Source organism: Pseudomonas sp. SJZ080 (assembly GCF_007828295.1).
GTDB lineage: Bacteria > Pseudomonadota > Gammaproteobacteria > Pseudomonadales > Pseudomonadaceae > Aquipseudomonas > Aquipseudomonas migulae_A.
On record NZ_VIUK01000025.1, the window covers coordinates 21332 to 46659 of the forward strand.

Annotated in this window: 20 protein-coding genes, 1 tRNA gene and 1 pseudogene; 7 read left to right on the forward strand and 15 right to left on the reverse strand. The window is 59.1% G+C overall.

Annotation, left to right across the window (positions count from 1 at the left end):
• Positions 1-88: 88 nt before the first annotated feature.
• The 6 genes from pqqB to FBY04_RS25975 all read right to left on the reverse strand — a co-directional run bounded on the left by pqqB (position 89) and on the right by FBY04_RS25975 (position 6989).
• Entirely contained in the window at positions 89-1000 is a 912-nt protein-coding gene (gene pqqB / locus FBY04_RS25950; RefSeq protein ID WP_145317946.1) for a pyrroloquinoline quinone biosynthesis protein PqqB, read from the reverse strand.
• A gap of 72 nt (positions 1001-1072) precedes the next feature.
• Positions 1073-1147, reverse strand: coding sequence for a pyrroloquinoline quinone precursor peptide PqqA (gene pqqA, locus FBY04_RS25955; RefSeq protein WP_009045898.1), 75 nt, complete (start codon positions 1145-1147; stop codon positions 1073-1075).
• A gap of 155 nt (positions 1148-1302) precedes the next feature.
• Positions 1303-3729, reverse strand: coding sequence for a pyrroloquinoline quinone biosynthesis protein PqqF (gene pqqF, locus FBY04_RS25960; protein ID WP_145317949.1), 2427 nt, complete (start codon positions 3727-3729; stop codon positions 1303-1305).
• Positions 3730-3777: 48 nt separating this feature from the next.
• A complete protein-coding gene (locus FBY04_RS25965; RefSeq protein ID WP_145317952.1) occupies positions 3778-4572 on the reverse strand; it encodes a carbon-nitrogen hydrolase family protein in 795 nt (264 codons plus the stop codon).
• Between the two features lie 12 nt (positions 4573-4584).
• Entirely contained in the window at positions 4585-6267 is a 1683-nt protein-coding gene (locus FBY04_RS25970) for an NAD(P)/FAD-dependent oxidoreductase (RefSeq protein WP_084318403.1), read from the reverse strand.
• Between the two features lie 260 nt (positions 6268-6527).
• Positions 6528-6989 carry an Lrp/AsnC family transcriptional regulator gene (locus tag FBY04_RS25975; protein ID WP_046029956.1) on the reverse strand — a complete coding sequence of 154 codons (462 nt, stop codon included), beginning with the start codon at positions 6987-6989 and terminating at the stop codon, positions 6528-6530.
• A gap of 175 nt (positions 6990-7164) precedes the next feature.
• Here FBY04_RS25975 and FBY04_RS25980 point away from each other — a divergent pair, with 175 nt between their 5' ends.
• Positions 7165-9519, forward strand: a complete 2355-nt coding sequence (locus FBY04_RS25980) for a glucose/quinate/shikimate family membrane-bound PQQ-dependent dehydrogenase (protein ID WP_145317955.1) — start codon at positions 7165-7167, stop codon at positions 9517-9519.
• A gap of 121 nt (positions 9520-9640) precedes the next feature.
• The gene (locus FBY04_RS25985) at positions 9641-10279 is read left to right on the forward strand and encodes a peptidase M41 (RefSeq protein WP_145317958.1); all 639 of its coding nucleotides are present in this window, start codon (positions 9641-9643) and stop codon (positions 10277-10279) included.
• Positions 10280-10519: 240 nt separating this feature from the next.
• Here FBY04_RS25985 and FBY04_RS25990 read toward each other — a convergent pair whose 3' ends face one another.
• Both FBY04_RS25990 and FBY04_RS25995 read right to left on the reverse strand, forming a co-directional pair.
• The gene (locus FBY04_RS25990) at positions 10520-10960 is read right to left on the reverse strand and encodes a hypothetical protein (RefSeq protein ID WP_084318561.1); all 441 of its coding nucleotides are present in this window, start codon (positions 10958-10960) and stop codon (positions 10520-10522) included.
• Between the two features lie 140 nt (positions 10961-11100).
• Positions 11101-11403 carry a DUF3077 domain-containing protein gene (locus tag FBY04_RS25995; RefSeq protein ID WP_084318401.1) on the reverse strand — a complete coding sequence of 101 codons (303 nt, stop codon included), beginning with the start codon at positions 11401-11403 and terminating at the stop codon, positions 11101-11103.
• Positions 11404-11894: 491 nt separating this feature from the next.
• Here FBY04_RS25995 and FBY04_RS26000 point away from each other — a divergent pair.
• Positions 11895-12259, forward strand: a pseudogene (locus FBY04_RS26000) (type II toxin-antitoxin system RelE/ParE family toxin).
• Complete coding sequence (locus FBY04_RS26005; protein ID WP_145317962.1) at positions 12252-12557, forward strand: XRE family transcriptional regulator; 306 nt, start codon at positions 12252-12254, stop codon at positions 12555-12557. Before FBY04_RS26000 ends, FBY04_RS26005 begins: the two are co-directional and overlap by 8 nt.
• Before the next feature lie 76 nt (positions 12558-12633).
• On the opposite strand, the gene FBY04_RS26010 is transcribed toward FBY04_RS26005, so the two are convergent.
• From FBY04_RS26010 to rpsU, 5 genes are all read right to left on the reverse strand, one after another.
• Positions 12634-12710: transfer RNA gene (locus FBY04_RS26010), tRNA-Ile, on the reverse strand.
• A 15-nt stretch (positions 12711-12725) separates the two neighbouring features.
• Positions 12726-16472 carry a bifunctional diguanylate cyclase/phosphodiesterase gene (locus FBY04_RS26015; RefSeq protein WP_145317965.1) on the reverse strand — a complete coding sequence of 1249 codons (3747 nt, stop codon included), beginning with the start codon at positions 16470-16472 and terminating at the stop codon, positions 12726-12728.
• A gap of 127 nt (positions 16473-16599) precedes the next feature.
• A complete protein-coding gene (gene rpoD, locus FBY04_RS26020; protein ID WP_084318398.1) occupies positions 16600-18447 on the reverse strand; it encodes an RNA polymerase sigma factor RpoD in 1848 nt (615 codons plus the stop codon).
• Between the two features lie 67 nt (positions 18448-18514).
• Positions 18515-20494, reverse strand: a complete 1980-nt coding sequence (gene dnaG / locus FBY04_RS26025; protein WP_084318397.1) for a DNA primase — start codon at positions 20492-20494, stop codon at positions 18515-18517.
• A 481-nt stretch (positions 20495-20975) separates the two neighbouring features.
• Positions 20976-21191: a 30S ribosomal protein S21 gene (gene rpsU / locus FBY04_RS26030; RefSeq protein WP_002551877.1), complete on the reverse strand. Its 216-nt coding sequence runs from the start codon at positions 21189-21191 to the stop codon at positions 20976-20978.
• 199 nt (positions 21192-21390) lie between these two features.
• On the opposite strand from rpsU, the gene tsaD reads away from it, so the two are divergent.
• Positions 21391-22416, forward strand: a complete 1026-nt coding sequence (gene tsaD, locus FBY04_RS26035; RefSeq protein ID WP_084318396.1) for a tRNA (adenosine(37)-N6)-threonylcarbamoyltransferase complex transferase subunit TsaD — start codon at positions 21391-21393, stop codon at positions 22414-22416.
• A 23-nt stretch (positions 22417-22439) separates the two neighbouring features.
• Here the strand turns inward: tsaD and plsY are convergent, their stop codons facing one another.
• Complete coding sequence (gene plsY, locus FBY04_RS26040; RefSeq protein WP_017341125.1) at positions 22440-23009, reverse strand: glycerol-3-phosphate 1-O-acyltransferase PlsY; 570 nt, start codon at positions 23007-23009, stop codon at positions 22440-22442.
• A gap of 74 nt (positions 23010-23083) precedes the next feature.
• On the opposite strand from plsY, the gene folB reads away from it, so the two are divergent.
• Positions 23084-23440, forward strand: a complete 357-nt coding sequence (gene folB, locus FBY04_RS26045; RefSeq protein WP_008027044.1) for a dihydroneopterin aldolase — start codon at positions 23084-23086, stop codon at positions 23438-23440.
• Complete coding sequence (gene folK / locus FBY04_RS26050; protein WP_145317968.1) at positions 23431-23949, forward strand: 2-amino-4-hydroxy-6-hydroxymethyldihydropteridine diphosphokinase; 519 nt, start codon at positions 23431-23433, stop codon at positions 23947-23949. Before folB ends, folK begins: the two co-directional genes overlap by 10 nt.
• 95 nt (positions 23950-24044) lie before the next feature.
• Here the strand turns inward: folK and FBY04_RS26055 are convergent, their stop codons facing one another.
• A complete protein-coding gene (locus tag FBY04_RS26055; RefSeq protein ID WP_145317971.1) occupies positions 24045-25274 on the reverse strand; it encodes a multifunctional CCA addition/repair protein in 1230 nt (409 codons plus the stop codon).
• Positions 25275-25328: the final 54 nt, after the last annotated feature.

Sequence of the window (25328 nt, forward strand, 5' to 3'; positions counted from 1 at the left end):
CTGGTCTGGCGTCATCGCTGGCAAGCCAGCTCCCACAGTGGTCGCGTAACCCTGTGGGAGCGTGGCTTGCCCGCGATGGGGCCATCCGCTACAGCACAATACTCATGCCGTCGTACGCCACTTCAACATCACGCCGAACCAGCTCGGCACGCTCCGGCGAATCCTCATCGAGGATCGGGTTGGTGTTGTTGATGTGGATAAGCACCTTGCGCTGCCGGGGCAGCTTCTCCAGCACTTCCAGCATACCGCCGGGGCCATTCTGCGCCAGGTGACCCATCTCCCGACCGGTGCGGGTGCCGACACCACGGCGCTGCATTTCGTCGTCGTCCCACATCGTGCCGTCCACCAACAGGCAGTCGCTGCCGGCCATGATTTCCAGCAGCGGCGCGTCGACCTTGCCCAGGCCCGGCGCGTAGAACAGCTTGCCGCCAGTGTTCAGGTCTTCGACGATCAGTCCGATATTGTCGCCCGGATGCGGGTCGAAGCGGTGCGGCGAGTATGGCGGCGCTGCGCTGCGCAGCGGCAACGGCGTGAAGCGCAGGCTCGGGCACGTCGGGATGGTGAAGCTGCGGTCGAGTTCGATGCGGTTCCAGTTCAAACCGCCGTTCCAGTGAGTCAGCATGGTGAACAACGGGAAACCGGTGCTCAGGTCTTCATGGACCATGTCGGTGCACCAGACATTATGCGGGCAACCTTCGCGCAGGCTGAGCAGGCCGGTGGTGTGGTCGATCTGGCTGTCCATCAGGATGATCGCGCTGATGCCGGTATCTCGCAGCGCTCGGCCCGGTTGCATCGGGGTAAAACTCTGGAGTTGGGCACGAATGTCCGGCGAGGCGTTGCACAGCACCCAGTTCACACCGTCATCGGAAATCGCGATCGACGATTGGGTTCGCGCCTTGGCGTTCAGGCTCCCGTCGCGAAAACCCGCGCAGTTCACGCAGTTGCAGTTCCACTGGGGGAAACCGCCGCCAGCGGCGGAACCTAGAATCTGGACAAACATGGGTGCTCCATCATTTCAACGCTGAAAATAAAAACGCCTCGGCAAACCGAGGCGCTGAACGGCAGGACAAACTTAGCGGCTTGCGAAGTACATGGTGACTTCAAAGCCGATACGCAGGTCGGTGTAAGCAGGTTTGGACCAGGACATGGGAGCGCTCCTTCAGGTGATGGGACAGTTGAGATCTATACATATAGTCCACCTCCAGCCGGAGATGTTCAGATAGTTAGGTGGCTATGTTACTCAAAATTACAGAGCGAAAGGCCTGCATTCTCGGAAAAAGCTAATTGCACCAGCGGTAATGATCATTTTGTCACTTGCCAAGGCGCTTGCGGTTGCGAACTGCTGGCCAGGCAACGCCAGCCGCCTTCGGCGTTGTTCAGTCGATGGGCGGCGGCGATCAGGGCGCTGCGATCGACGGCCAGAATCGACAAGGTCAGCTGCGTCAGGTAATCCGACGAGCGGCCAGCCAGTTTGCCTTGCCAGAGCAGTTCAGCAGCCTGGGTCAAGGGAATGGCAGCAATGTCGAATTGATCGGCCAACGCCTGGCGCTGGGCAATGAAAGCCGCCTCGTCGATCCCATCGACCAATCCGGGCAGGTCGCTCAGGAAGCATTCCATGTGTTCCAGCAGTTTCAATGGCGCGGTGCCCGGAGACTGAACGCCAAGCAGGATTCCTGTCTGCCCATGGATCTGACGCAGTGCGCTGAACACCGCGTAACCCAATTGCAGTTCCACGCGCAGGCGCTGATACAACGGCGTCTGACAGACAAGCGCCAACAAACGCCAGGCGGCTTCGTCGCAGATGTCCTGGGTTGCCGTCGGACAAAACAGTAACAACGCGTGCTCGCTGGATTCGGTGTCGAACGTTGTCCACAGGCGCTGTGAGTTGATCGAGGGCGGCGAGGACTTTTGAGTGTCCGCTACGCCGGGCACTCGGCTCAGCGCCAGCCCCATCGCTGCTTGAGTCTGTGCCGACAGGCCAGTGGCCAGGCCTTCCCAGCGCGCACTCGACCATAGCAGCTGCAGGTCTTCAGAGACGCCAGTGTGCTCGAGGCAATGATCGGGCAGTGCCTTGAGCAGGTGTTTAATCGGGATCAGCGCCGTGTTTTTCGGTTCTTCCTGTGGGAAGCCGCTGGCAGGTTTTGTCAGCTCTTTCAGTGCATGTTCGAGAACGGTCGGCATCGGCTCCTGCAGTCCCGTCACCTTCAGCAGCCATTCATTGCCCGATGCGCTGAAGGAAAAGTCGACGCCCGCCTGACGCGCATCCTCGCGCAGTGGCCGCAGGCTGTTTTCCAGACGCTGTTGAAGGCGGGGATGAGGCTGGGCCTCGAGTCGCCAGCGCAAATAAATCGCGCCTTCAGCGGTGTTATCCGGCAAGGCCTGGCTGAATTGCATCGGCGAATTTTCGCGACGGCTGCGCGAACGATCCTGGGCAAATGTGCGCAGGCCGCGGTGCTTGCTGGTTTGCCCGCGAATCAGTCCGGCGTTTTGGGGCGGCGCCTCGGCGTGCAAGAACGGATTCGGTGCCGGCAGTTGCCATTCACCGCTGAAGTTATCCACAGCGCCGATTTTCTTCAGGATGTCTTTGAGCGCTGCAACGCCTTGTTCGGATAACCCGGTTTCAAGCTGTTCGCTGTCGAGTCGGGCCAGTTGCAGCGCACCGCTGACTTGTTGCTGGCGCTGAAGCAGGGCCGCGTACTCTTCTCGCAGAGTGGCCCAGTCTTGCTGCGCGGCAAAAAAGCCCAACCAATCCAGCAGCTTCTCGCGCAGGACGCTCGCCGGTGCGGACGTTGTAAATTCGACGTGCAGCACGGCTTGTCCGGCAAATTGGTACAGGGACTCGGCGTTCAAATGCTCAGCCAGACCGCGCGTGCGCAAATCAGCCAGCAGCCCGCCGGGTTTCGAAGCGTTCAAACAATGGCACAGAAACGCCAATGCTTCAGTCGATGAAGCGGGCAGCGATTCGAAGGTAAACAGCAGATCAAGCCTGCGCTCACTCACCTGTTGATAACTTGCGTCTGAAGATTCCATCAGCGGCACAAGCGCCTGTTGCGGGACGTTTTCGCCGATGGGGATCGCCGCGCCGAAACTCAGTGCCATTTGCTGCAGCTCTTCGATACTTTGCGGGCCGGCCAGGCTCAGCGTCATCTGCCCGGTCTGATAAAACCGTTGATGGAAATCCTTCAACGCATTCTGAAAGTCTGGCTGCGGCAGCGGCAGGCTGTCGCGGTTGCCGGCATGAAAGCCGCGCAACGGATGGGTCGGCGAAAGTCCATCGAACAGCGCCAGTCGCTGTTGCGCCGTCGCGTCCTGCGACCAGGCAACAAACTCTGCCTGCAACACTTCCCGTTCCCGCTGCTGATCGTCCGGATTCATACGCGGATGAGCGAGCATGTCTGACAGACGTTCCAGCCCACCGTTGAACGCCTGTGGCGACAGTTCGAAAAAGAAGTCCGTGGTGCGCTCGCTGGTCCGTGCATTCACCTGCCCGCCATGACCTTGCACGTAGGCCATCAGCCCTTGTTCCGCAGGAAAACGCTCGGTACCGAGAAACAACAGATGCTCAAGAAAATGCGCCAGGCCGGGCCATGCCAATGGCACGTCATGACTGCCCGCAGCGACCCGCAACGCCGCCGCACAGCGCTTCAAATTCGGGGCATGACGCAGCGTCACCCGCAGGCCATTGGCCAGGGTTTCAGTGTGGGGGCGAGGGTGATTCAACGCAGGCATGAGCACTTCCAGAACAGAGAAGCGCTAATGCTAGCGGATAACGGGTGATCAGCGCTTGTTCAGCTCGCCGTAAAGCTCGGGACGGCGATCGAGGAAGTAGCGATTGACGGCGCGGGAGTCGACCATGAGCTGGCGATCCAGCTCACCGACAATCAGCGCTTCATCGAGGCCGGCCTGAGCAATGCGGCTGCCATCCGGTGCGGCGATGCTGCTTTGGCCGCAGTAATGGATTTCGCCTTCATTGCCGCAATAGTTGGCATAAGCGACGTAGCACTGGTTTTCGAAGGCCCGGGCGCGGACGGTGACGTCGGCGACGAAGTCGTAAGGAATCATGTTCGCTGTCGGCACCAGAATCAGCTCGGCGCCGGCCAATGCCAGACGTCGCGCATTTTCCGGAAACTCAACGTCGTAGCAGATCAGGAAGCCCAGCTTCCAGCCGTTGAGTTCCACCAACGGAAAATCACCCTGCCCGGCGCTGAACATCGAGTGATCGAGGTCGCCGTACAGGTGAGTCTTGCGGTAGTTGCACAGGCGTTCGCCATTGGCATCGATCAGTTGCACGGCGTTGTAGATCTGCCCGTCCTCGGTGCGCTCGGGGTAACCATACAAAATGGCGATCCCCGCGGTCTTGGCAATGCGCGCAATCTGTTGCGCCGATTCACCGTTGTGCACCTCCGCCAGTACGCTGACGGCATCGCTGCCGATGTTGTAGCCGGTCAGGAACATCTCCGGCAGCACCAGCAAATCGGCACCTTTCGCTTCCTGCGCCAGTTGGTGCAGGCGTTGCAGATTGCCGGCGACGTCCAGGGGCAGCGGCGGACATTGGTAAAGGGCTACGCGCATTTGGAACTCCTTTTACTCGGGCAGGGCGATCGGACCGATCTCGTTGAACACATCTCCTGGACCCGGGTTCTCGGCGTGAGTTTCACCGCCGAAGTGTTTCATGATGCCCCACACCGCATTGAGCGACGTCTGCACCGCGCCTTCGACCCATGCCGGGGTCCACGATACATCGTCGCCGGCGATGAAAATCCCGCGCTGTTCGGCCGGCATGTCCGCCTGCATGAAGTGCGCATACATGCGCTGGTTGTAACGGTAGTGACCGGGCAATGCGCCTTTGAACGCGCCAAGGAAATGCGGGTCGGCTTCCCACGACACGGTGATCGGATCGCCGATGATTCGCGCGGCGATGTCGACTTTCGGGTAGATTTTTTTCAGCGCGTTCAACGCCAGTTCGACGCGTTTTTCCACCGGGTGCGGAAGCATTTTCAACGCATCGCTCATCCACGAGTACGACAGGCAAATCACGCCTGGCTTGTCGTCGCCGTTGTCGAACAGATAGGTGCCGCGGGTCAGGCGATCGGTGAGGGTCATGCTCATCAGGTCGCGGCCGGTTTCCGGGTCCTTGTCCTTCCAGAACGGCCGGTCGACCATCACGAAGGTTTTCGAGGATTGCATGTAGCGCGTGCGGTCGAGGGCCATCCACATTTTTTGCGAGAACAGGGTTTCGTCGCATTCGATCTGGGTGGTCAGCAGCCAGCTCTGACAAGTGGTCAGCACTGCCGCGTACTCGCGGGTGTCGCCGTTGTTATCGGTGACCGCAAAACGGCCGTCCGGGGCGTGAGCGATTTTCTTGACCCCGGAGCGTGGCGCGCCTCTGTGCAGCGACTTGAGGCTGGTGCCTTCGGGCCAGTGCACGCAACGTTCCGGCACATGACGCCAGATGCCTTGCGGCACTTGTTCGACGCCACCGACGACCAGATGTTGGTGATCGTCGCAGTTGGTCATCACGACGCGGAAGATTTCCAGCATCGAGTTCGGGAAGTCCGAGTCCCAGCCGCCGGTGCCGAAACCGACCTGGCCGAATACTTCGCGGTGATGGAACGAGAGCTTGGCGAAGGCTTCGGAGGTGGCGACAAAGTCGTAGAAGGTGCGGTCGTCCCACAGCGGAACCAGGGTGTTCCACAACTCTTTGAGGCGCGGCACGTCACGGTCGCGGATCGCTTGCTGGATATCGGAGAACTGCGAGCCGGCCTCCAGGGCGTCGGCCCAGGCGTCAGCCACTTCCTGGAACAATGCAGGAAGGTCAGCCAGCTTCTGTGCGTAATGGGTTTTGCCTTCCAGGTCGATGACGGTGCTGCCAGAGGCAGGCGTCAGCGGATTGGGAAAGGGTTTGGTCTCGAGACCCAGCTTGTCGACATAGTGGTAAAACGCCGTGGACGACACCGGGAAGCGCATGCCGCCCAGCTCGGCGACGATGCCATCGGTCCCGTTGAACGCCTGGGAGCGCAGGCGGCCGCCCATCTTCGAGGCTTCGTAGACGACGGGTTTGAGGCCCAGTTTCATCAGTTCGTAGGCCGCGACCAAACCGGCGATACCGGCGCCGACAATCGCCACTTCGGCGCCGTGGTTGTGCGCAGGAATGCTGCCGAGGCCGGCCGGGTGCTCGATCCAGTCGTCGAAGGCAAAAGGAAAGTCCGGGCCGAAAATGGTGACTGGTTTTTTACCGTCTGCAGGATGGCGATTGTTCTTGTTCATGGCTGACCTTGCTGGCGACCGGACGCGGGGTGCGCGTCTGAGTATAGGAAAAGATGGCAGCCATTCTAGAGAGCGTAGAACACGTTAATAAGACGCAATGTGTCGTCGTTTTGCTAATTACTTGATCAAAACGACGATCCGTGACTACACACTGCTTAATGTGGGAGCGGGCTTGCTCGCGAATGCGGTGGACCCGCCAACACTAATGCCGGCTGAAACGGCCCCTTCGCGAACAAGCCCGTTCCCACAGGGAATCGCGTTTAAACCGGCTGCCCGCGATCAATCTTGCTGCTGAGAATGATCGACGTGGTCGTCTTCTCCACCCCATCCACACTCCCGATCTGATCCAGCAACTGATCCAGCTGCTCCGGCGAATCGGTTCTTAACCACGCCACATAATCAAATTCGCCACTGACCGCACACAACTGCTGCACCTGTGCCATTGCACTCAACCGCCGTAACACTTCCTTGCCCGAGCGCGGTTGCACCGTGATCCCGACGTACGCCTGCAAACCGCCATCCACCACCCGTTGACCCAATCGCACGCCGTAACCGGTGATGACCTTGGCCTTTTCCAGCCGCGCCAGCCGCGATGTCACCGTGGTACGAGCGATGCCCAGTTGGCGGGCGAGCATGGCCACGCTTTCGCGGGCATTGATCTGCAGGGCGGCGATCAATTGGCGGTCGATTTCGTCAAGAACGGGTGGGCGGATGTCGGGCAAGGGTGGTCTCCAGCGATACAGATCAATGGTTCAGCATGTTACAGGCACATCTCCCACTGTGGATGCCTGATCCTGGCGCCGTACCGTTCATGCCCTTTTTGTCTGCGACAATTTGCCATAAGTAACCAGTTCGTACATTATTCCGCGCTTGTCAAAAATGGGGAAATTTTCCGACATGAATACTTCTGGGGCTGCTGGCGGCAGCAAATGGTTGCTGCGCGGGCTGGGTGTCCTGATTGCATTGATCGGGCTTGGCCTGGCGGGTGGCGGTGGCTACCTCGTTTCGCTGGGTGGCAGCGGGTACTTCCTGCTGATGGGCCTGGCGATGCTGGTGTCCGGGCTGATGATTGCTCGTCGTAATCCGCAAGGCGCGCGGCTGTATGGTGTCGCGCTGATTCTTACGGCGATTTGGGCCGTGTGGGACACCGGTTTTGAATACTGGCCGCTGGTCTCGCGCGTGCTGACGTTTGCCGTGATCGGGCTGGTCGTCGCGCTTGTCTACCCGACGCTCGTGCGCGCTTCGGGCAAGAATGCGGGCCGTGGTGCTTATGGCCTGGCCGGTATGCTGGGCGTCGGCGTTGTTGCAACAATGGCCTACATGTTCGTGCCGACCCATGTGGTCAAGGCCGGCACCGAACCGGCTGTTACGCCGGTCGCACCGGGCACCGAACAGAAAGACTGGGCCCACTGGGGCAACACCACTGCCGGCAACCGCTTTGCCGCGCTGGACCAGATCAACAAGGGCAACATCGACCAGTTGCAGGTGGCGTGGACCTTCCGCACCGGCGACATCCCGCAAAGCACCGGCGCTGGCGCTGAAGACCAGAACACCCCGCTGCAAATCGGCGACACGGTCTACACCTGCACCGCCTACGGCAAAGTCTTCGCCCTCGACGCCGACACTGGCGCCCAGCGCTGGAAGTTCGACCCGCAAGGCACCGCGCCGAACTGGCAGCGTTGCCGTGGCCTGGGTTATTCCGAAGCCCCTGCGTCTTCGGGCAATCAGCCTGCAGCCTGTACGAAACGTCTGTTTCTGCCGACCGGTGATGCGCGTCTGATCGCGATCAATGCCGACACCGGCAAACCCTGTGAAGCGTTCGGCAACAAAGGCACGGTCGATTTGACCACCGACATGGGCGAAGTAAAACCGGGTTATTACCAGCAAACCTCGACGCCACTGGTCGCAGGTGACGTGGTGATCGTCGGTGGCCGTGTGGCCGACAACTATTCCACTGGCGAACCGCCAGGCGTGGTCCGCGCCTATGACGTGCGCAGCGGTGAATTGGTGTGGGCGTGGGATCCGGGCAATCCGGACACCACCAAGCGTCCACCGGCCGGTGAGACCTATACCCGTGGCACACCGAACGTCTGGTCGGCGATGTCCTACGACGCCAGGCTCGGTCTGGTTTACCTGCCAACCGGCAACGCCACGCCAGACTTCTTCGGCGGCCAGCGCACGGTATTCGATGACAAATGGAGCTCGTCCATCGTCGCCCTCGACGTGAAGACCGGTCGGGTGCGCTGGCACTTCCAGACCACTCACCATGACTTGTGGGACTTTGACCTGCCTGCGCAACCGCTGCTGTACGACGTGCCGGACGACAAGGGCGGCCTGCAGCCAGCCTTGGCGCAAGTCACCAAACAAGGCGAGATCTTCCTGCTCAACCGTGAAACCGGCGTGCCGATCGCCCGTGTCGAAGAGCGCCCGGTGCCGCAAGGCAATGTGCCCGGCGAACGCTATTCGCCCACACAGCCGTTCTCGGTGGACATGCCGTCCATCGGCAACAAGACCCTGACCGAAGCGGACATGTGGGGCGCTACACCGTTTGACCAGTTGATGTGCCGCATCCAGTTCAAAGGCATGCGCCACGAAGGTGTCTATACCCCGCCGGGCATGGACCGCGCCCTGCAATTCCCGGGCTCGCTGGGCGGCATGAACTGGGGCAGTGTCTCGGTTGATCCGAACACGAACTACATGTTCGTCAACGACATGCGCCTGGGCCTTGCGAACTACATGATCCCGCGAAACAAGATCGCCGCCGGGGCCAGTGGGATTGAAATGGGCGTCGTGCCACAGGAAGGCACCCCGTTCGGGGCGATGCGCGAACGCTTCCTCTCGGCGGCTGGCATTCCGTGTCAGAAACCGCCGTTCGGCACAATGTCCGCCATCGACCTCAAAACCCACAAGCTGATGTGGCAGGTTCCAGTCGGCACTGTGCAAGACACCGGTCCGCTGGGCATCCGCATGCACCTGCCGATTCCGATCGGCATGCCGACCCTCGGTGCGTCTTTGGCCACTCAGTCCGGCCTGTTGTTCTTCGCGGGTACTCAGGATTTCTACCTGCGTGCTTTCGATACCGGCAACGGGAATGAGATCTGGAAGGCGCGTTTGCCTGTCGGCAGTCAGTCTGGGCCTATGACGTACGTTTCGCCGAAAACCGGCAAGCAGTACATCCTGCTGACGGTGGGTGGCGCGCGTCAGTCGACAGATCGTGGGGACTACGTGATTGCGTACGCCTTGCCTGAGTAAGGGGTGAATCGCAGGTACGAAAAAACCGCGCAATTGCGCGGCTTTTTTGTCTGAGCGGACAGGATGGACAGCTATCGTCAATCGTAGTCGAATGCGGAATCTGGGGGTGCGAGGCGATGAAATGACCAGGAACATGCCTGCAGCTGTGCGGAATCACGCAATACAGATTGCCCATCACGAAATGGGCCACTACGTCGTGGCCCGCGCATTGGGGTTTGCAACGGGCGGCGTGACCCTGTCGGTGACCATGGACTTGCGGCATCAAGGGGGCGCCGCCATTACCCTGGCGCGCCTGATTTCGTCGATGGAAGCAATGAAAGCGCATTTGGAAGCGCGGATGATGGTCCTGTTGGCTGGCGCTATGGGGCAGACATTGTCTTCATCCGGGAAACGCGTCGACAAGTCGAAAGCGGTAGCCATCCTCAAAGGCGCGCAGGGGGCGGAACAGGATTACGCCAAAGTAAAAGAGTTGCAGCATTTGCTGCGCAACATTACCTGTCCCGACACGGACCCTGCGTCATCTGAGCGTATTGCGGCTGAGCTTAAAGCGATGACTGATCGTGTTTGGAGTCGGACTCAAGAAATCGTCGAGGAACTGGCCGATACGATCACTGGATTAGGACATGTGCTGGTCGAGGGCATGGTCATCGTGGAGCAGTGGGGCAGGGCGGCGGATACATACGAGGTCGTTTTTACCCGTGAAATGCTTGAGCGGTTGGGGCCAGTGCGGGCCATTCCAGTGCTGAGTGTTATCGCGTAAATAGCCATTTTGCACACCACTTATCCGCCAAAAAACGAGCTGGTTGCTCCCATTTGATCAAGACGATACTATTGCCACGTCAGCACAGACCGGAACCTTGGAAGCAAGGGGTGTTGATTTCGGTGGCGCAAGCCACTCCTAGCCAGTGAGCGGGATAAGCGGGAAACCGTGAAAGGAGAGGCCGATATTGAGATTCACAAAAAGCCCTGGTGCGAAAGCATCGGGGCTTTTTGCTGTCTATCAAACAGATTTTCCAGCGTTACGCATTTCGAGAATGTAACGCACGTTGTGCGGCTTGCCCTTGGGCAGCTTCGCCCGACCCCACTCCGCGACCTCATAGGCTGAAATCACTCTGAGCTTGAGCAGGTTCGTCGTATTGGGCGGTTTACTGATCGAGAAGAAAATCGCGTAGTCATGCAGGTCGAGGCAGAAGTAGCGCTGACTGTTTCCTACGTAAAAGGGGACAGCTAGCCCTTTGAAAAACCGTTTGTGAAGGTATTCCGCGATCTGGCTGCTGCAATGGTGCCGTTCAGCACAGAAGTATCGGTTTTCGCCTCGGTGCGTTATCGACTGTCCATTACCTTTGTCATCAGTGAAGCAATGAAATCCGAATTCGAATTTGACATTGAGCTGTTCACCGGCGACCTCAAATACCAGTTCGAACGGCTGGAGGTGCTCCATGCTGTAGTGGCGTCCGCCAATCGTCAGGTCATTCCATTGCATGTAGCTCGCCGCCGGACGCAGTAAAGTAAGGCATTGAAGCGGCACTCCCGATCATGATGTGAAAGCCCCGAATACTCGGGGCTCACGACCAATCGCCGCTATTTTTTTGGTTTCGTATCGGCTCGATCAAGCCCGCCTTCCAGCACCTTCACCACATCATCGACCACGGCCTTGCTCATCGCCGTCAGGTAATGCGCAGCCCAGATATGGCGGTCGGTGTCGCGGTTAAAGGCGGCATCTCTGGTCAGTTCCTTGGAAAGGAATAGAAAATCTGAGGCCATGGCTAGCGCATCACCGAGGGGAACGTCTCGAGTGACATGGAACAGCGGTTGGTTTGAGCAGTAGATGAAGGGGGTGAGGCCGATGGTTTTCAGTTCTGAGGGTGAATCTGATTTGTTCATGGTTTATCTCCTAAGCTTGAGGAGCCGCCATGTTCGTTTCCAAGCGAATGGGTGGCGGCCGTGCGCAGGTTGGAAAACCGGGAGCCTAGGAAACCGGCACGTCCGAAGACGTCCCACGCACAGCCGCCATGACACAGGATTACAGGCGTAAACGTCTGCGGTCATGTTGGGCACGTTGTTGTCATACGCTCGACGGGTTTCCAAGCCCGATCGCTGAATGGTCAGCGACGTCCGGAGACTATCCCGTCGAAGAAAAGCGCAACAAGGCATCAAAGTGCCCAAAAAGGACGATTCGGAGTTTGCCTACAAGGTCTGAGGACGTCATCCGATATTGCGCCACCTTAAGTAAACAAAACCAAACGCCAGACGCGAACACCCAGCTCCAGCGAGCAACCACCGTTAACAATCTCATTGGCAACCCAAGTGGTCGTGCGACCGCTAACGCCTAGAGTTATTCCCTTGAGGTCATATTCCTTGGGTGGCATATTGGTATGGGTTGGGAAGTTGAATACACCGATGAATTTGAAGGCTGGTGGGAGAATTTGGACGCGAAAGAGCAGGCCTCGGTGTCAGCCAGTGTCGATCTGCTTGGGCTGCTCGGACCGGGCCTGCGTTTCCCGCATAGCAGTGACATTAAAGGCTCGCGACTGGGCAACCTGCGAGAGTTGCGGGTCCAGATGCCGGTCGTCCCATTCGCGTGCTTTATGCGTTTGATCCAGCCCGATGCGCGTTACTTTTAATCGGAGGGGATAAAACCGGCCGAAACCGTTGGTATGACGAACATGTCCCGCGTGCTGAAAAACTGTATGACGACCATTTGGAAACATTGCGTAAAGAGGGCCGCAACGATGGCTAAAAAATTTGCTGAACTTCAAGCTCGTATGACGCCAGAGTCTCGCGCTAACGCAAAGCGGTTGTTCCAGCAGCACTTGAAAGAAATGCCCCTGCATGAACTGCGTAAGGCCCAGGAGCTGAGCCAGGAAACACTGGCCAAGACGCTGCATGTCAATCAGGCGGCGATTTCCAGGATGGAGCGACGCACCGACATGTACATCAGCACGTTGCGCAACTACATACGCGCAATGGGTGGCGAGCTGGAGATCATCGCGACCTTTCCTGAGGGGCAGGTAAAGATCGAAAACTTTGCAAACTGAGCGACTCAAAAATCAGCGCTAAAAAACCAATCACTCGGACACGAAAAAGCCGCGCATTCAGCGCGGCTTTTTTGTTTGGTGGGCCCACACGGACTTGAACCGTGGACCAAAGGATTATGAGTCCTCTGCTCTAACCAACTGAGCTATAGGCCCTCAGTAGGCCGCGGATTATAGCGACGGTTTCTCGGCTGTGCTATCCGAAAAATCCGATACGGCTATACGAAGAAACGTCGCGGCGAATTCGTCCGGCGGCAAGGGCAGGCTGACGATGTAGCCCTGAATCTGTTCGCAGCCTTCCTCCGCGAGGAATAGTTGCTGCGCAAAAGTCTCGACCCCCTCGGCAATGACGGTGAATTGCATGCTGCGGCCCAGCGCGATGATCGCGCGAACAATGGCCGCGTCATGGGGGTCATCCGGTAGGCCGCGGACGAACGACTGGTCGATCTTGAGGATGTCCAGCGGCAGGCGCTTGAGGTAACTCAGGGATGAATAGCCGGTGCCGAAGTCATCGATGGCCAGTTGCACGCCCAGGTGTTTGAGCTGATGCAGCACCGCCAGCGCTTCCTCGGCCTGGCTCATGATGAAGTTTTCGGTAATTTCCAGTTGCAATAATCCGGGCTGAAGACCGTTGTCCTTGAGCAGTTGTTCAATTCGGCCGAGCAGGTTGGGCTGGCGCAGTTGCGCGCCGGCGAGGTTGACTGACAATGGGCCGAGGCATTCATAAGTCAGGTTCCATTCGTACATCTGCCGGCACGCGGTCTCGAGCACCCAGTCGCCGATCTGCAGGATCATCCCGTTCTCTTCGGCCAAGGGAATGAAGTGCTCCGGCGGCACGGCACCGAAGGTCGGGTGATGCCAGCGGATGAGGGCTTCGGCCCCCACCAGGCGATTGTCGTCCAGGCTGATTTTCGGCTGGTAGTGCAGCAACAGTTCATTACGCTCGATGGCCCGGCGCAGTTCATGTTCCAGTGCGACGCGCTCGCTGGCCTGGGCGGTCAGGTCGCGGGTATAGCTTTCGACCCGGTTGCGGCCCTTGGCCTTGGAGCGGTACATCGCCGCGTCGGCGTTCTTGACCAGCGTGGCGACGTCGCAGCCGTCCTTGGGGTAGAGGCTGGTGCCAATGCTGGCACTGATGAAGAACTCGTGCTCGCCAGCCTGGAATGGCGCAGAGAAGCAGTTGAGCAGTTTGGTGGCAATGTTGTCGGCGTCGCTCGACTGTTGCAGGCCGGGCAGCAGGATGATGAATTCGTCACCGCCGAGGCGCGCCACGGTATCGATGTCGCGCAACTGCTCCTTGAGGCGCACGGCGATGCCCTTGAGCAGCAGGTCGCCGACCGGGTGGCCGAGGCTGTCGTTGATGTGTTTGAAGCGATCGAGATCGAGGAACAACACGGCGCCCTGGCCGCCGTTTTCCTGCTGGTTGTTGAGTGCGGTCAGCAGTCGGCTCTCGAACAGCGTGCGGTTCGGCAAGCCCGTCAGCGGGTCGTGATGCGCCTGGTAATCGAGTTTGGCCTGCGCGTGCTTGAGGCTGGAAATGTCCGCGAATACGGCGACAAAGTGGGTGATGAACTTGTCGCGGTTGCGCACGGCGCTGATGGTCAGCCAGCTCGGATAAAGTTCTCCGTTCTTGCGCCGGTTGGAAATCTCGCCCTGCCAATGCCCTTCGGCCGTCAGTTGATGCCACATGGCCGCGTAGAAAGCGCTGTCATGCAGGCCCGAAGCGAGCAGGCGAGGGGTGTGGCCCAGTGCTTCGCTTTCGCTGTAGCCGGTGATTTCGGTAAACGCGCGGTTGACCGCGCTGATGTGCTGCTGGGTGTCGGTGATCAACACGCCCTCGGCAGTACTCTCGAACACGGTCGCGGCCTGTTGCAGTTTTTCCTGCATCAGGTGGCGCTCGGTGATGTCCCTTGCGATGGTCAGCATGCAATCTTCGTCGCCGATCGGCAGTGGACGGCTCGACACTTCGCAGAGGCGGATCTTCCCGTCGCTGCGGCGGATATGGCAACTGAAGTCGCGGACGAAACCATCCCGATGCAGCAGGTCCAGCATCTGTTTGCGTTCGTTGAGATTGACCCAGATCCCCAACTCCAGCGCCGAGCGATCAACGGACATCGCGCTGTTGAAACCGGTAATGCGGCTGAAACCCTCGTTGACCTCCAGTAGCAAACCGTCACTCTGCCGGGACAGCAATAAACCGTCGGGTGAGGCGTGGAAGGCCTTGGCGAATTTTTCTTCGGAGGTTTGCAGCTGTTGCTGGGTTTCCTTGAGTTTGCTGATATCCCGGACGACCACCACCAGCGCCGGGGTGGTGTCGAGGTCGAAAGGTTCGGCAGAGATCAGGCCGGTAAATACCTGGCCATTGTTACGGCGAAAGGGCATTTCCAGGTTGCGGATGCTGCCGGCCTGCAGGCGCTGCAGCAAGCCTGGCCCGACGCCAGGGATGCCCCAGATGTTGAGGTCGGTGGCGGTCTGGCCGATGACGTCTTCTGCCTTGAGGCCGATCTGTTCTTCAAACGCTTCGTTCACCTCCAGCAGGCAGCCGTCGGAGAGTCGCGCGATGACCAGGATGTCCGGGCATTGCTGGAATACCGAGGCGAACTTTTGTTCCGACAGGCGCAACGCCTCTTCGGTGCGCTTGGCTTCGCTGATGTCGATCATCAGGCCACGCATCACCGGTTCATGCCCGTGTTCGATCAGGCTGACGATGTCGCGTACCCATATGCAGCGTCCATCGGCAGTGATGACTCGGTAATCGAGGCTGTGATCGCGCCCGGCGAGGACTTCGTGATCGCAGAATGTCTGGGCGCGGGTCAGGTCGGCGGGGTGGATGATGTTGCGCCAGAAGCCCGGTATCAGCCAATGGGCCAAGGGATAGCCAAGCAATTCCTCGGCGTGGGGCGACACGTAGCTGTAGGTGAAGTCGGAGATCCGCGCTTCCCAGGCAATGGCCGAAAGACTCTCCACCAGCCCGCGGTAATGGTATTCACTGCTGCGCAGTTCCTGTTCCAGGTCGACGCGACGGGCGATTTCCGAGCTCAGGCGGCGGTTGATCCGGATGACTACCGCCAGCACCGTCATCAGCAGCAACAAACCTGGCAAGCCGTACACCAGCAGGTCGGACCAGAACGTTCGATGATCGAGAACGTTGCCGACCCAATGCTCCTGGATGGTGTTGATTTCGTCCGGTGTCATGTCCGCCAGGACTTTGTCCAGAATGCTGACCAGCATCTTGTTATCCCGGGGCACGCCCATGGCCAGCTGATAGCGATAGGGCGTCTCACCGCTGACATACAGCCCGTCCAGTTTGAGCTGACGCAGGCTCCAGACGCTGGAAGCGAGATCGCCGACCACCGCGTCCACTTCATCGGTCGCCAGTGCCTGCAAGGCTGAGCTGACATTGGGCAACGCCACCAGATTCAGGTCGGGGTGATGGGTGCGCAGCAGTTCATGGGGGGCGTAGTTTTCCACTACGGCGATTTTCAGGCCGTACAGGTCTTCGAGTTTGCGCGGTTGAGCGCCGCCGATGTGGGCAAGAATGACAATTGGAAAGTCCAGGTAGGGACGCGTAAATGATAGATATGTCTGGCGTTCCGGGGTCGACATGATGCCCGGTAACAGGTCCAGTTTGGCTTGTTTGGCCTGTTCGAGAACAGCCGTCCAGCTTACGGGTTCGATGGGCGTGAGCTTGATGGCCAGGCGTTGGCGGATCAGGTCGATGTAGTCCGCGGCAAGGCCCTGATAGCGGCCCTGATCATCGCGAAACTCGAAGGGAGGCCATGACGCATCGACACCCAGACGCAAGTCCGGGTGGGCCGCCAGCCAGCTACGTTCTTCGTCGGTCAGAGTCAGCGCGCCAGCCGTTGCGGTCCAGGTCATCAGCGACAGCAAGAAAACCACGGTCGGCAGTCTGGGCATAACGGTCTCGTTATGGCTCGGGGGAATGCTTCGAGTGTAGACGGGCTATTCAGCGGGGGGGAGGGGAAGTGCTGGGGATTTTATCTGCACAAAGCAAAACCCCCGGCCTGGGCCGGGGGTTTTGTGATCACTCGTCGAGGAAGGAGCGCAAATGCTCGCTTCTCGTCGGGTGGCGCAGCTTGCGCAGCGCCTTGGCTTCGATCTGACGAATCCGTTCACGGGTCACGTCGAATTGCTTACCAACCTCCTCAAGGGTGTGGTCGGTATTCATGTCGATACCGAAGCGCATGCGCAGAACCTTGGCTTCACGGGCAGTGAGGCCGGACAGGACTTCGCGAGTCGCTTCTTTAAGGCTCTCAACGGTAGCAACATCGATTGGCGACTGCATCGTCGAGTCTTCGATGAAGTCACCCAGATGGGAGTCTTCGTCATCACCGATCGGGGTTTCCATGGAGATCGGCTCTTTAGCGATCTTCAATACCTTGCGGATCTTGTCCTCAGGCATTTCCATGCGTTCGCCCAGCTCTTCCGGGGTCGGTTCGCGACCCATTTCCTGCAACATCTGCCGGGAAATACGGTTGAGCTTGTTGATCGTCTCGATCATGTGCACCGGAATACGGATGGTGCGGGCCTGGTCGGCGATCGAGCGAGTGATCGCCTGACGGATCCACCAGGTGGCATAAGTCGAGAATTTGTAGCCGCGGCGGTATTCGAACTTGTCTACCGCTTTCATCAGACCGATGTTGCCTTCCTGAATCAGATCGAGGAATTGCAAGCCACGGTTGGTGTACTTCTTGGCGATGGAGATCACCAGACGCAAGTTCGCTTCAACCATCTCTTTCTTCGCGCGGCGGGCCTTGGCCTCACCGATCGACATGCGACGGTTGATGTCCTTGATCTCGGCGATCGTCAAACCGGTTTCGGTTTCCAGCGCGGTCAGCTTCTGCTGGCAACGAATGATGTCCGGCTGCAGGCGACCAATGGCTTCAGCGTATTTGCTTTTGCCTTTGGCCAGCGCGTCGGTCCAGCTTTCGTCGACTTCATTGCCCGGGAACTGGCGCAGGAAATCGGCACGCGGCATGCGGGCATCACGAACGCACAGTTGCATGATCGCGCGCTCTTGCTGACGCAGACGATCCAGGGCACTGCGAACACGCTCGACCAGGCCTTCGAATTGCTTCGGCACCAGTTTGATCGGCATGAACAGCTCAGCCAGGGCCAACAGTTCGGCGATTGCCAGCTTGTTGCCACGACCGTGCTTTTTCAGCGCCTTGCGGGTGATTTCCATCTGATCGGAGACAGCGCCAAAACGCTGTGCCGCGATAATCGGATCCGGACCGCTTTCGGCTTCTTCTTCGTCATCCGTTGCTTCGGCGTCATCGTCGTCGGTGTCGTCGTCCGCTTTCACGGCTTTCGGATCGACTGGCGGCGGCACTTCTGCAGCAGGCGGCGCAATGCCGTCGTCCGGGTCGATATAACCGCTCAGGACGTCGGACAGGCGGCCACCTTCGGTGGTGACGCGAGTGTACTCGGAGAGAATATGGTCAACCGTGCCAGGGAAGTGCGCGATTGCGCCCATCACTTCGCGGATGCCCTCTTCAATACGTTTGGCGATTTCGATTTCGCCTTCACGTGTGAGGAGCTCTACCGTACCCATTTCACGCATGTACATGCGCACTGGGTCGGTGGTGCGACCAATGTCGGTCTCGACCGCTGCCAACGCTGCTGCTGCCTCTTCGGCCGCGGCTTCGTCGGTATCGGCGTCGGCCAGCATAAGGGAATCCTTATCTGGCGCAACCTCGAATACGTTGATCCCCATGTCATTGATCATGCGGATGATGTCTTCCACCTGTTCCGGATCTGAAATATCCTCCGGCAGGTGGTCGTTGACCTCCGCGTAAGTCAGGTAGCCCTGCTCACGACCAAGTGTGATCAACTCTTTGATACGAGACTGCTGTTGCGCTTTTCCGGACATAACACCCTATCCACTGAAGGTCTTGGCGGGCAAAAAACAAGCCGAGGATTATACCTGAGCTATGACCTCACGCGCCAGTTGAGGTCGGGTTTGATGTGGCCATATTGCGTTTTAATAGGTCGCGCATCTGATTTGCGATCTGATTTGCTTCCTCTGCGGTCAATCCTGGCTGCCTTGCTTTTCTGATAAGTGCTTCAAGGCTATCGGTGTGTTGACCGGCTGATAGCCTAGTAATGGTGTCTAAAAACTGTTGTTCAAGGTTATCGCCTTTAATCAGCCATTCCTTTTCCGCCAATGCTTTGAGAAGGCGTCCCTGTTCCGTCCCGTGCCAGCGGGCCATTAACTGAATTGAGTTTAGCTTAGGATTTTTTTGCACTGCCTCGATAAGGGCCACCAGCAGTTGTGCGTAGGTGTTGCTCTCATTGGCGAAGTGATCGGCGGTTTCTACCTTGCCGGCCAGTTCCGGGTGATGAATGAGCGTGCGAAGTGCAATCAGTGTCGGAGCTTCCACGGCAATCGGTGTGCGCGGAGCGCTCGGTTGATCGCGATCACCGCCACGTTTGCCATTCTTGTCCCAGGGCTTCTTGTCCCATTTCTTGCCGCCGGCGCCGGGTTTCTTCGGCGTCCATTCCTGCTGCGGCACATGCATCTCTTGTGCCTGCGGCTGATGGTAGTCGCTGTAGTCCGGCATGGCGTCGTAATCGATGCCTGGATCATAGGCGGGTGGCGCGTCCTGAGGCGCGCTTTGCACCAGTTGGCTCACGGCTTCACCGCTCAGTCCGGTGATTTCAGTCAGGCGCTTACGCATCAGGATGCGCAGGTTCGCACCCGGGACCTTGTCGATCAGCGGTGCCGCGAGGGTGGCCATGTGGGCCTTGCCTTCGAGCGAGCGCGGATCGGATTCTTCGGTCAGCTGCTGAAAGAAATAATCTGCCAGTGGCTGTGCGTGCTGATTGATTCGCGCGCGGAATGCGTCAGTGCCTTCGGAGCGGACCAGCGTATCCGGGTCCTCGCCCTCCGGCAGGAACAGGAAGCGCGCCCGTCGCCCGTCTTGCAGGCAGGGCAGCGTGGCTTCCAGCGCTCGCCATGCGGCATTCCGGCCCGCCTGGTCACCGTCAAAGCAGAACAGCACGTTGGGCACGACGCGAAACAGTCGCTTCAAGTGCTCTTCGCTAGTGGCGGTGCCCAGTGTGGCAACGGCATTGCGCAGGCCTTGCTGGGCGAGGGCGATAACGTCCATGTAGCCTTCGACGACGATGATTTCGTCGAGGTTGCGATTATTTTTGCGTGCTTCATAAAGGCCGTAGAGTTCCTGGCCTTTATGGAATACCGGTGTTTCCGGTGAGTTCAGGTATTTCGGTTTGTCATCGCCCAGTACTCGGCCGCCGAAAGCGATGATGCGCCCGCGGCTGTCGCGGATCGGAAACATCACGCGATCGCGGAAGCGGTCATAGCGCTTGCCGGTTTCAGCGTTCTCGATCAGCAGGCCGGCATCGACCATGGCTTTTTGTTGCAGGGTGTCGCTGCTCAAATGCTTGAACAGATTGTCCCAGCCCGGCGGAGCGAAACCGAGGCCGAAGTCCCGGGCGATCTCGCCGGTCAGTCCGCGACCCTTGAGGTAATCCACAGCGGCTTTGCGCGACGGATGGCTTTTCAGCGCCTGGCGGTAGAAGTCGGCGGCAGCGGTGAGCAGCGGGTATAGCGGCGAATCGGTCGGCTGCCGCGGTTTGTGCGGCCGGCCGCTTTCTTCGCGGGGGATTTCCATGCCGGCGGCTTTGGCCAGTTCTTCGACAGCCTGGATGAAGTCCAGGTTGTCGTGGTCCATCATGAAGCCGAGGGCATTACCGCCAGCGCCACAGCCGAAGCAGTAATAGAACTGTTTGTCTGGGCTGACGCTGAAGGAAGGGGTTTTTTCTTTGTGAAACGGGCAGCAGGCGGTGTAATTCTTGCCGGCCTTTTTCAGTTGCAGGCGCGAGCTGACCACATCGACGATGTCGGTGCGGTTCAGAAGGTCGTCAATGAAGCTCTGGGGAATTAGCCCGGCCATGGCGTTCTCGTCATCTGCGCTGAAATGGACCCGAAACGAAGTGCGACCGAACGCGGGTCGTTGTTTGAGGCGCGCAAAATGTGCGGCTCGACCAGTGTCGTCTGCGTAATCGCTGTCGGGAAGTGTATCTGCCGAAAATCCACTGACGTTAATACCAATCAGTATTCGACTATTTGAAAGTGTTTCGCTGAATCCGCTGCGACCAGTCGATGGCCCCGGATAGCTCATAAGCGGGCACGCAAGAAGGTGCCTTGGGCTGATCGTCGTGAGAGGAATCAGTGGGTGTGCTCGTCAGTAGCCTTGGAAGGCTCGTCAGAAAAGACGTGCACCGCTGGCAAAAGAGCCAGGTCTGACGCTGTGAAGCAGGTTTGTCTCGGTCGCGTGTGCGGCTTTGACGGTGAAGCATCAAGCGTTTTCCGCAAATGCCATTAGCCCGGCTGAGGGCCGGGCTTGGCAGAAGCTTGCTACGATCGTCTGTGTATTAGTACAGACGAACGGCGCGGCGCTGTTCGCGCTGAACTTTCTTGGCGTGACGCTTAACAGCGGCTGCTGCTTTGCGCTTACGCTCAGAAGTTGGCTTCTCGTAAAATTCGCGGCTACGAACTTCAGCCAGTACACCGGCTTTTTCGCAGGAGCGCTTGAAACGACGCAGAGCTACGTCGAAGGGTTCGTTCTCTTTTACTTTGACGGCTGGCATCCAGAGCTACCTTCATTCATTACCGGGGTCAACATCCTCGCGGCAAAAGAGCACTTGAAGACGTCGGTTTTTAAGGGTTGCGGATGTTAACCCCTCATCGCTCGGAATGCAAAGCCTCTGATCGAAAACCGCTAGTCGGGGCATCGCATGGCGACTATTATGCGCGCCTTCGAATTCAGCCTAAACAAGGCGCAAACCCATGCTAGTACTGGGATTAGAAACCTCCTGCGACGAAACCGGTGTCGCATTATATGACAGTGAACGCGGCCTGCTGGCCGACGCGTTGTTCAGCCAGATCGACCTGCACCGCGCCTATGGCGGTGTGGTGCCGGAGCTGGCCTCGCGCGATCACGTCAAACGCATGCTACCCCTGATTCGTCAGGTGTTGGCTGAAGCTGACTGCGTGCCGACCGAGATCGATGCCATCGCCTACACCGCGGGTCCGGGGCTTGTGGGTGCGCTGCTCGTGGGGGCTTCCTGCGCTCAGGCGCTGGCCTTTGCCTGGGGCATTCCAGCTCTCGGCGTGCACCATATGGAAGGCCACTTGCTGGCGCCGATGCTGGAGTCGAAACCGCCCGAATTCCCGTTCGTCGCTTTGTTGGTGTCCGGCGGTCATACGCAGCTGGTTCAGGTCGACGGGATCGGTCAATACACGCTCTTGGGCGAGACCCTTGACGATGCCGCCGGTGAAGCGTTCGACAAGACGGCAAAGATGATGGGACTGAATTATCCGGGCGGTCCGGAAATCGCTCGTCTGGCGGAGCAGGGCGTTGCAGGACGTTTTACCTTCCCGCGTCCGATGTGCGACCGCCCGGGACTGGCGTTCAGCTTCAGCGGCCTGAAGACATTTGCCCTGAACACCTGGCAGCAGAGCGTCAACGCCGGGGACGACAGCGAGCAAGCCCGTTGCGACATCGCGCTGGCGTTCCAGCAGGCCGTGGTAGAGACTTTGACCATCAAGTGCAAGCGTGCCCTGAAACAGGCGGGCATGAAGCGTCTGGTGATCGCTGGCGGCGTCAGCGCGAACAAGGCGTTGCGTGCGTCCTTGGAGAAAATGCTCGGCGACCTGAAGGGCGATGTGTTTTACGCCCGTCCGGAGTTCTGTACCGACAATGGCGCGATGATCGCGTTTGCCGGGTGCCAGCGTTTGCAAGCCGGTCAGCATGAAAGCCTGGCGATCAGCGTTCAGGCGCGCTGGCCGATGGAGCAATTGTCGGGGCTGTGATGAGCGGCGCTCATGTCCGGTATTTAGAAATGCCGTTCGCGCCCGGCAAACAGGTCGCGTAGATTGCCGCGATGACGCCAGACGATCAGCCCTGTGAGCGCACTCATGGGCAGCAACGCCGCTGGTTCTTGCCAGGCCAGCAGCGGCAGGGTCAGCGGTGTGGCGATCAGGGCGGCGAGTGAGCTGGTGCGGGTCAGGAAGAACGTCAGCAGCCATGCGCAGACCGCCAACAGGGCTGCAGGCGGATAAAGGCCCAGCAACATGCCGGCGGCAGTGGCGACACCCTTGCCGCCGCGAAAGCGAAAGTACAGGGGGAACAGGTGACCGATGACGGCGCAAACGCCGATCCAGGCTTGTTCTTGCAGCGAAAGGCCCGCAATGCCTGCGATCAGCACCGGCAGCAGGCCTTTGCAGAGGTCGCCGATCAAGGTCAGGATGGCGAGTTTCTTGCCGGCCAGGCGCAGCATGTTGGTGGCGCCGGCATTGCCCGAGCCACTCATTCGCGGATCGGGGTTACCGGTCAGGCGGCTGAGCAAAATGGCGAAGGACAGAGAGCCGAGCAGGTAGGCGAAGGTCGCCAGTAACCAAAACATGCTAACTATTCCGGGCGAGGACGCCCTGATTCTAACGGCGCATTGCGCCCTTGTCGTGCAGCGGAGAAGAGTGCTTGGACAGAGTGTTTATCGAGGGCCTGGAAGTCGACACCGTGATTGGTGCCTACGACTGGGAGCGAGGCATCCGGCAATGCCTGCGTCTTGATCTGAGCTTCGCCTGGGATAATCGCCCGGCCGCTGCCGGTGACGACCTGACCCTGGCGCTCGATTACGCGAGCGTTTCGTCGCGCATCCAGGCCTTTGCCGAGCAGGCGCAGTTCCAACTGGTCGAGACTTTTGCCGAACGTCTGGTGGAAGTGCTGATGAGCGAATTCAATATCACCTGGATGCGCCTCAAACTGACCAAGCCAGGCGCCGTCCCGGCGGCCACTGGTGGTGTGGGCGTGGAGATCGAGCGCGGATGTCGCTGACTCAGGTGTATCTCGGGCTCGGTAGCAATATCGAGCGCGAAACCCATTTGCAGGCTGGCCTGGAAGCCCTGGCGGGTTTTCTGGTGGATATACGCTGCTCGGCGGTGTTCGAAAGCCAGCCTGTGGGGATCAAGAGCGGGCCATTCTTCAATTTCGTGGTGTCGGCTTTCACCGATCTGCCGCTGATGGAATTGGACCGCCGGTTAAAATTCATTGAGGCGGACAATGGTCGCTATGCGCCGGATCGCAAGGGTTTGCCGCTGGATATCGACGTGTTGCTGTTCGGTGATCTGGTGGGCAACTTCGATGGCCTGATTCTGCCAAGGGCTGAGATTCTGAAAAATGCCTTTGTGCTGTGGCCGTTGTCGCTGATTGCGCCGGATCGCGTGCATCCGGGTGTGGGCAAAAGCTTTGCGACGTTGTGGAGCGAAGCGCAGATTGACCAGGTGTTGGCGCCGGTGGCGTTTGAGTGGCGTGGCGAACAGTTGACCCCTTCAAATTTGTTGTAAGGCGGATGACGTCATCGCGGGCAAGCCCGCTCCCACAGGTACGGTGAAAATCCTGTGGGAGCGGGCTTGCTCCGGGCGGCGATCCGACGAAGCTTTCAGGCAGACGCCGCTTCTTTGTAAGCCTTCAAAGCCTTGAGCCGCTCGCGCTTGATCGCCTCACCCAGCTCCGGCCCCTTGAATCCCTTCTCCAGCAATGGCTGAACCGCCACGCTTCGCGCAGCATTCGCCGCCCCACGCAAATAATCAGCCTGTGGATAACTTCTCTGCTCCAGCCCTTTGCGTCCACGCGCATCCATTTCACACGCCGCAATAAACTCTTCAAACCGCTGCGGCCGACGGTAGACATCGAAGCTCTGCAGCAACTCCAGCAAGGTCGAAGGCTTCAGTTCCAGAGCGCGATGACCATGGGTGTGATATTGGCCCACCAACAGCGCCAACTCCTGGCAGTCCTTCGGCGCCTTGAAGCGTTCATTGACTGCTTTGATCAGCTTCAGCCCCTTGTGTTCGTGGGCAATGTGCCGCGGCCATTCTTCTTCCGGTGTCAATCCTTTGCCCAGGTCATGCAGCAGGCAGGCCCAGCGCACCGTCAGCGGCTGTTTGTGCAGTGCCGCTTGTTCGAGCACGCTCAGGGTGTGGGCGCCCGTGTCGATTTCAGGGTGATGGGCTTCGGGTTGCGGGACCCCGAACAGTGCGTCGACTTCCGGCATCAATACCTTCAGCGCGGCACAGTCGCGCAGCACCTGGATGAACACTTGTGGCTGATCTTCCATCAGTGCGCGGGAAATTTCCTTCCAGCTGCGTTCCGCCGTCAGCGCTTCGAGTTCTCCTGACTCGCTGAGCTCACGCATCAACTCCAGCGTTTCAGGTGCAACGGTAAAGCCGAGCTCGGCATATCGCGCGGCAAAGCGCGCAACACGCATAACACGGAGTGGATCTTCGGCGAACGCGGGGGAAACGTGACGAAGCAAGCGAGCCTCGAGATCACGTTGGCCATGATAGGGGTCGGTCAGATTCTGCTGATCGTCTTCTGCCATTGCGTTGATCGTCAGGTCACGACGGATCAGGTCTTCTTCGAGCGTTACTTCAGGGCTGGCGTGAAAGGTGAAGCCGCCATAGCCGCGTCCGCTTTTGCGTTCGGTCCGGGCGAGGGCGTATTCCTCACCGCTTTTCGGGTGAAGGAAGACCGGGAAGTCCGCACCTACCGGGCGAAAGCCCTTGGCGAGCATTTCTTCGGTGGTGGCTCCGACCACAACCCAGTCGATATCAGTAACAGGTTTGCCCAGCAGGCGATCACGAACTGCGCCGCCGACTTTATAAATCTGCATAAAAAACCTCCGTTAGCTCGACAGAATAACCGTTGCGTCGAACTTTCGGAGGCA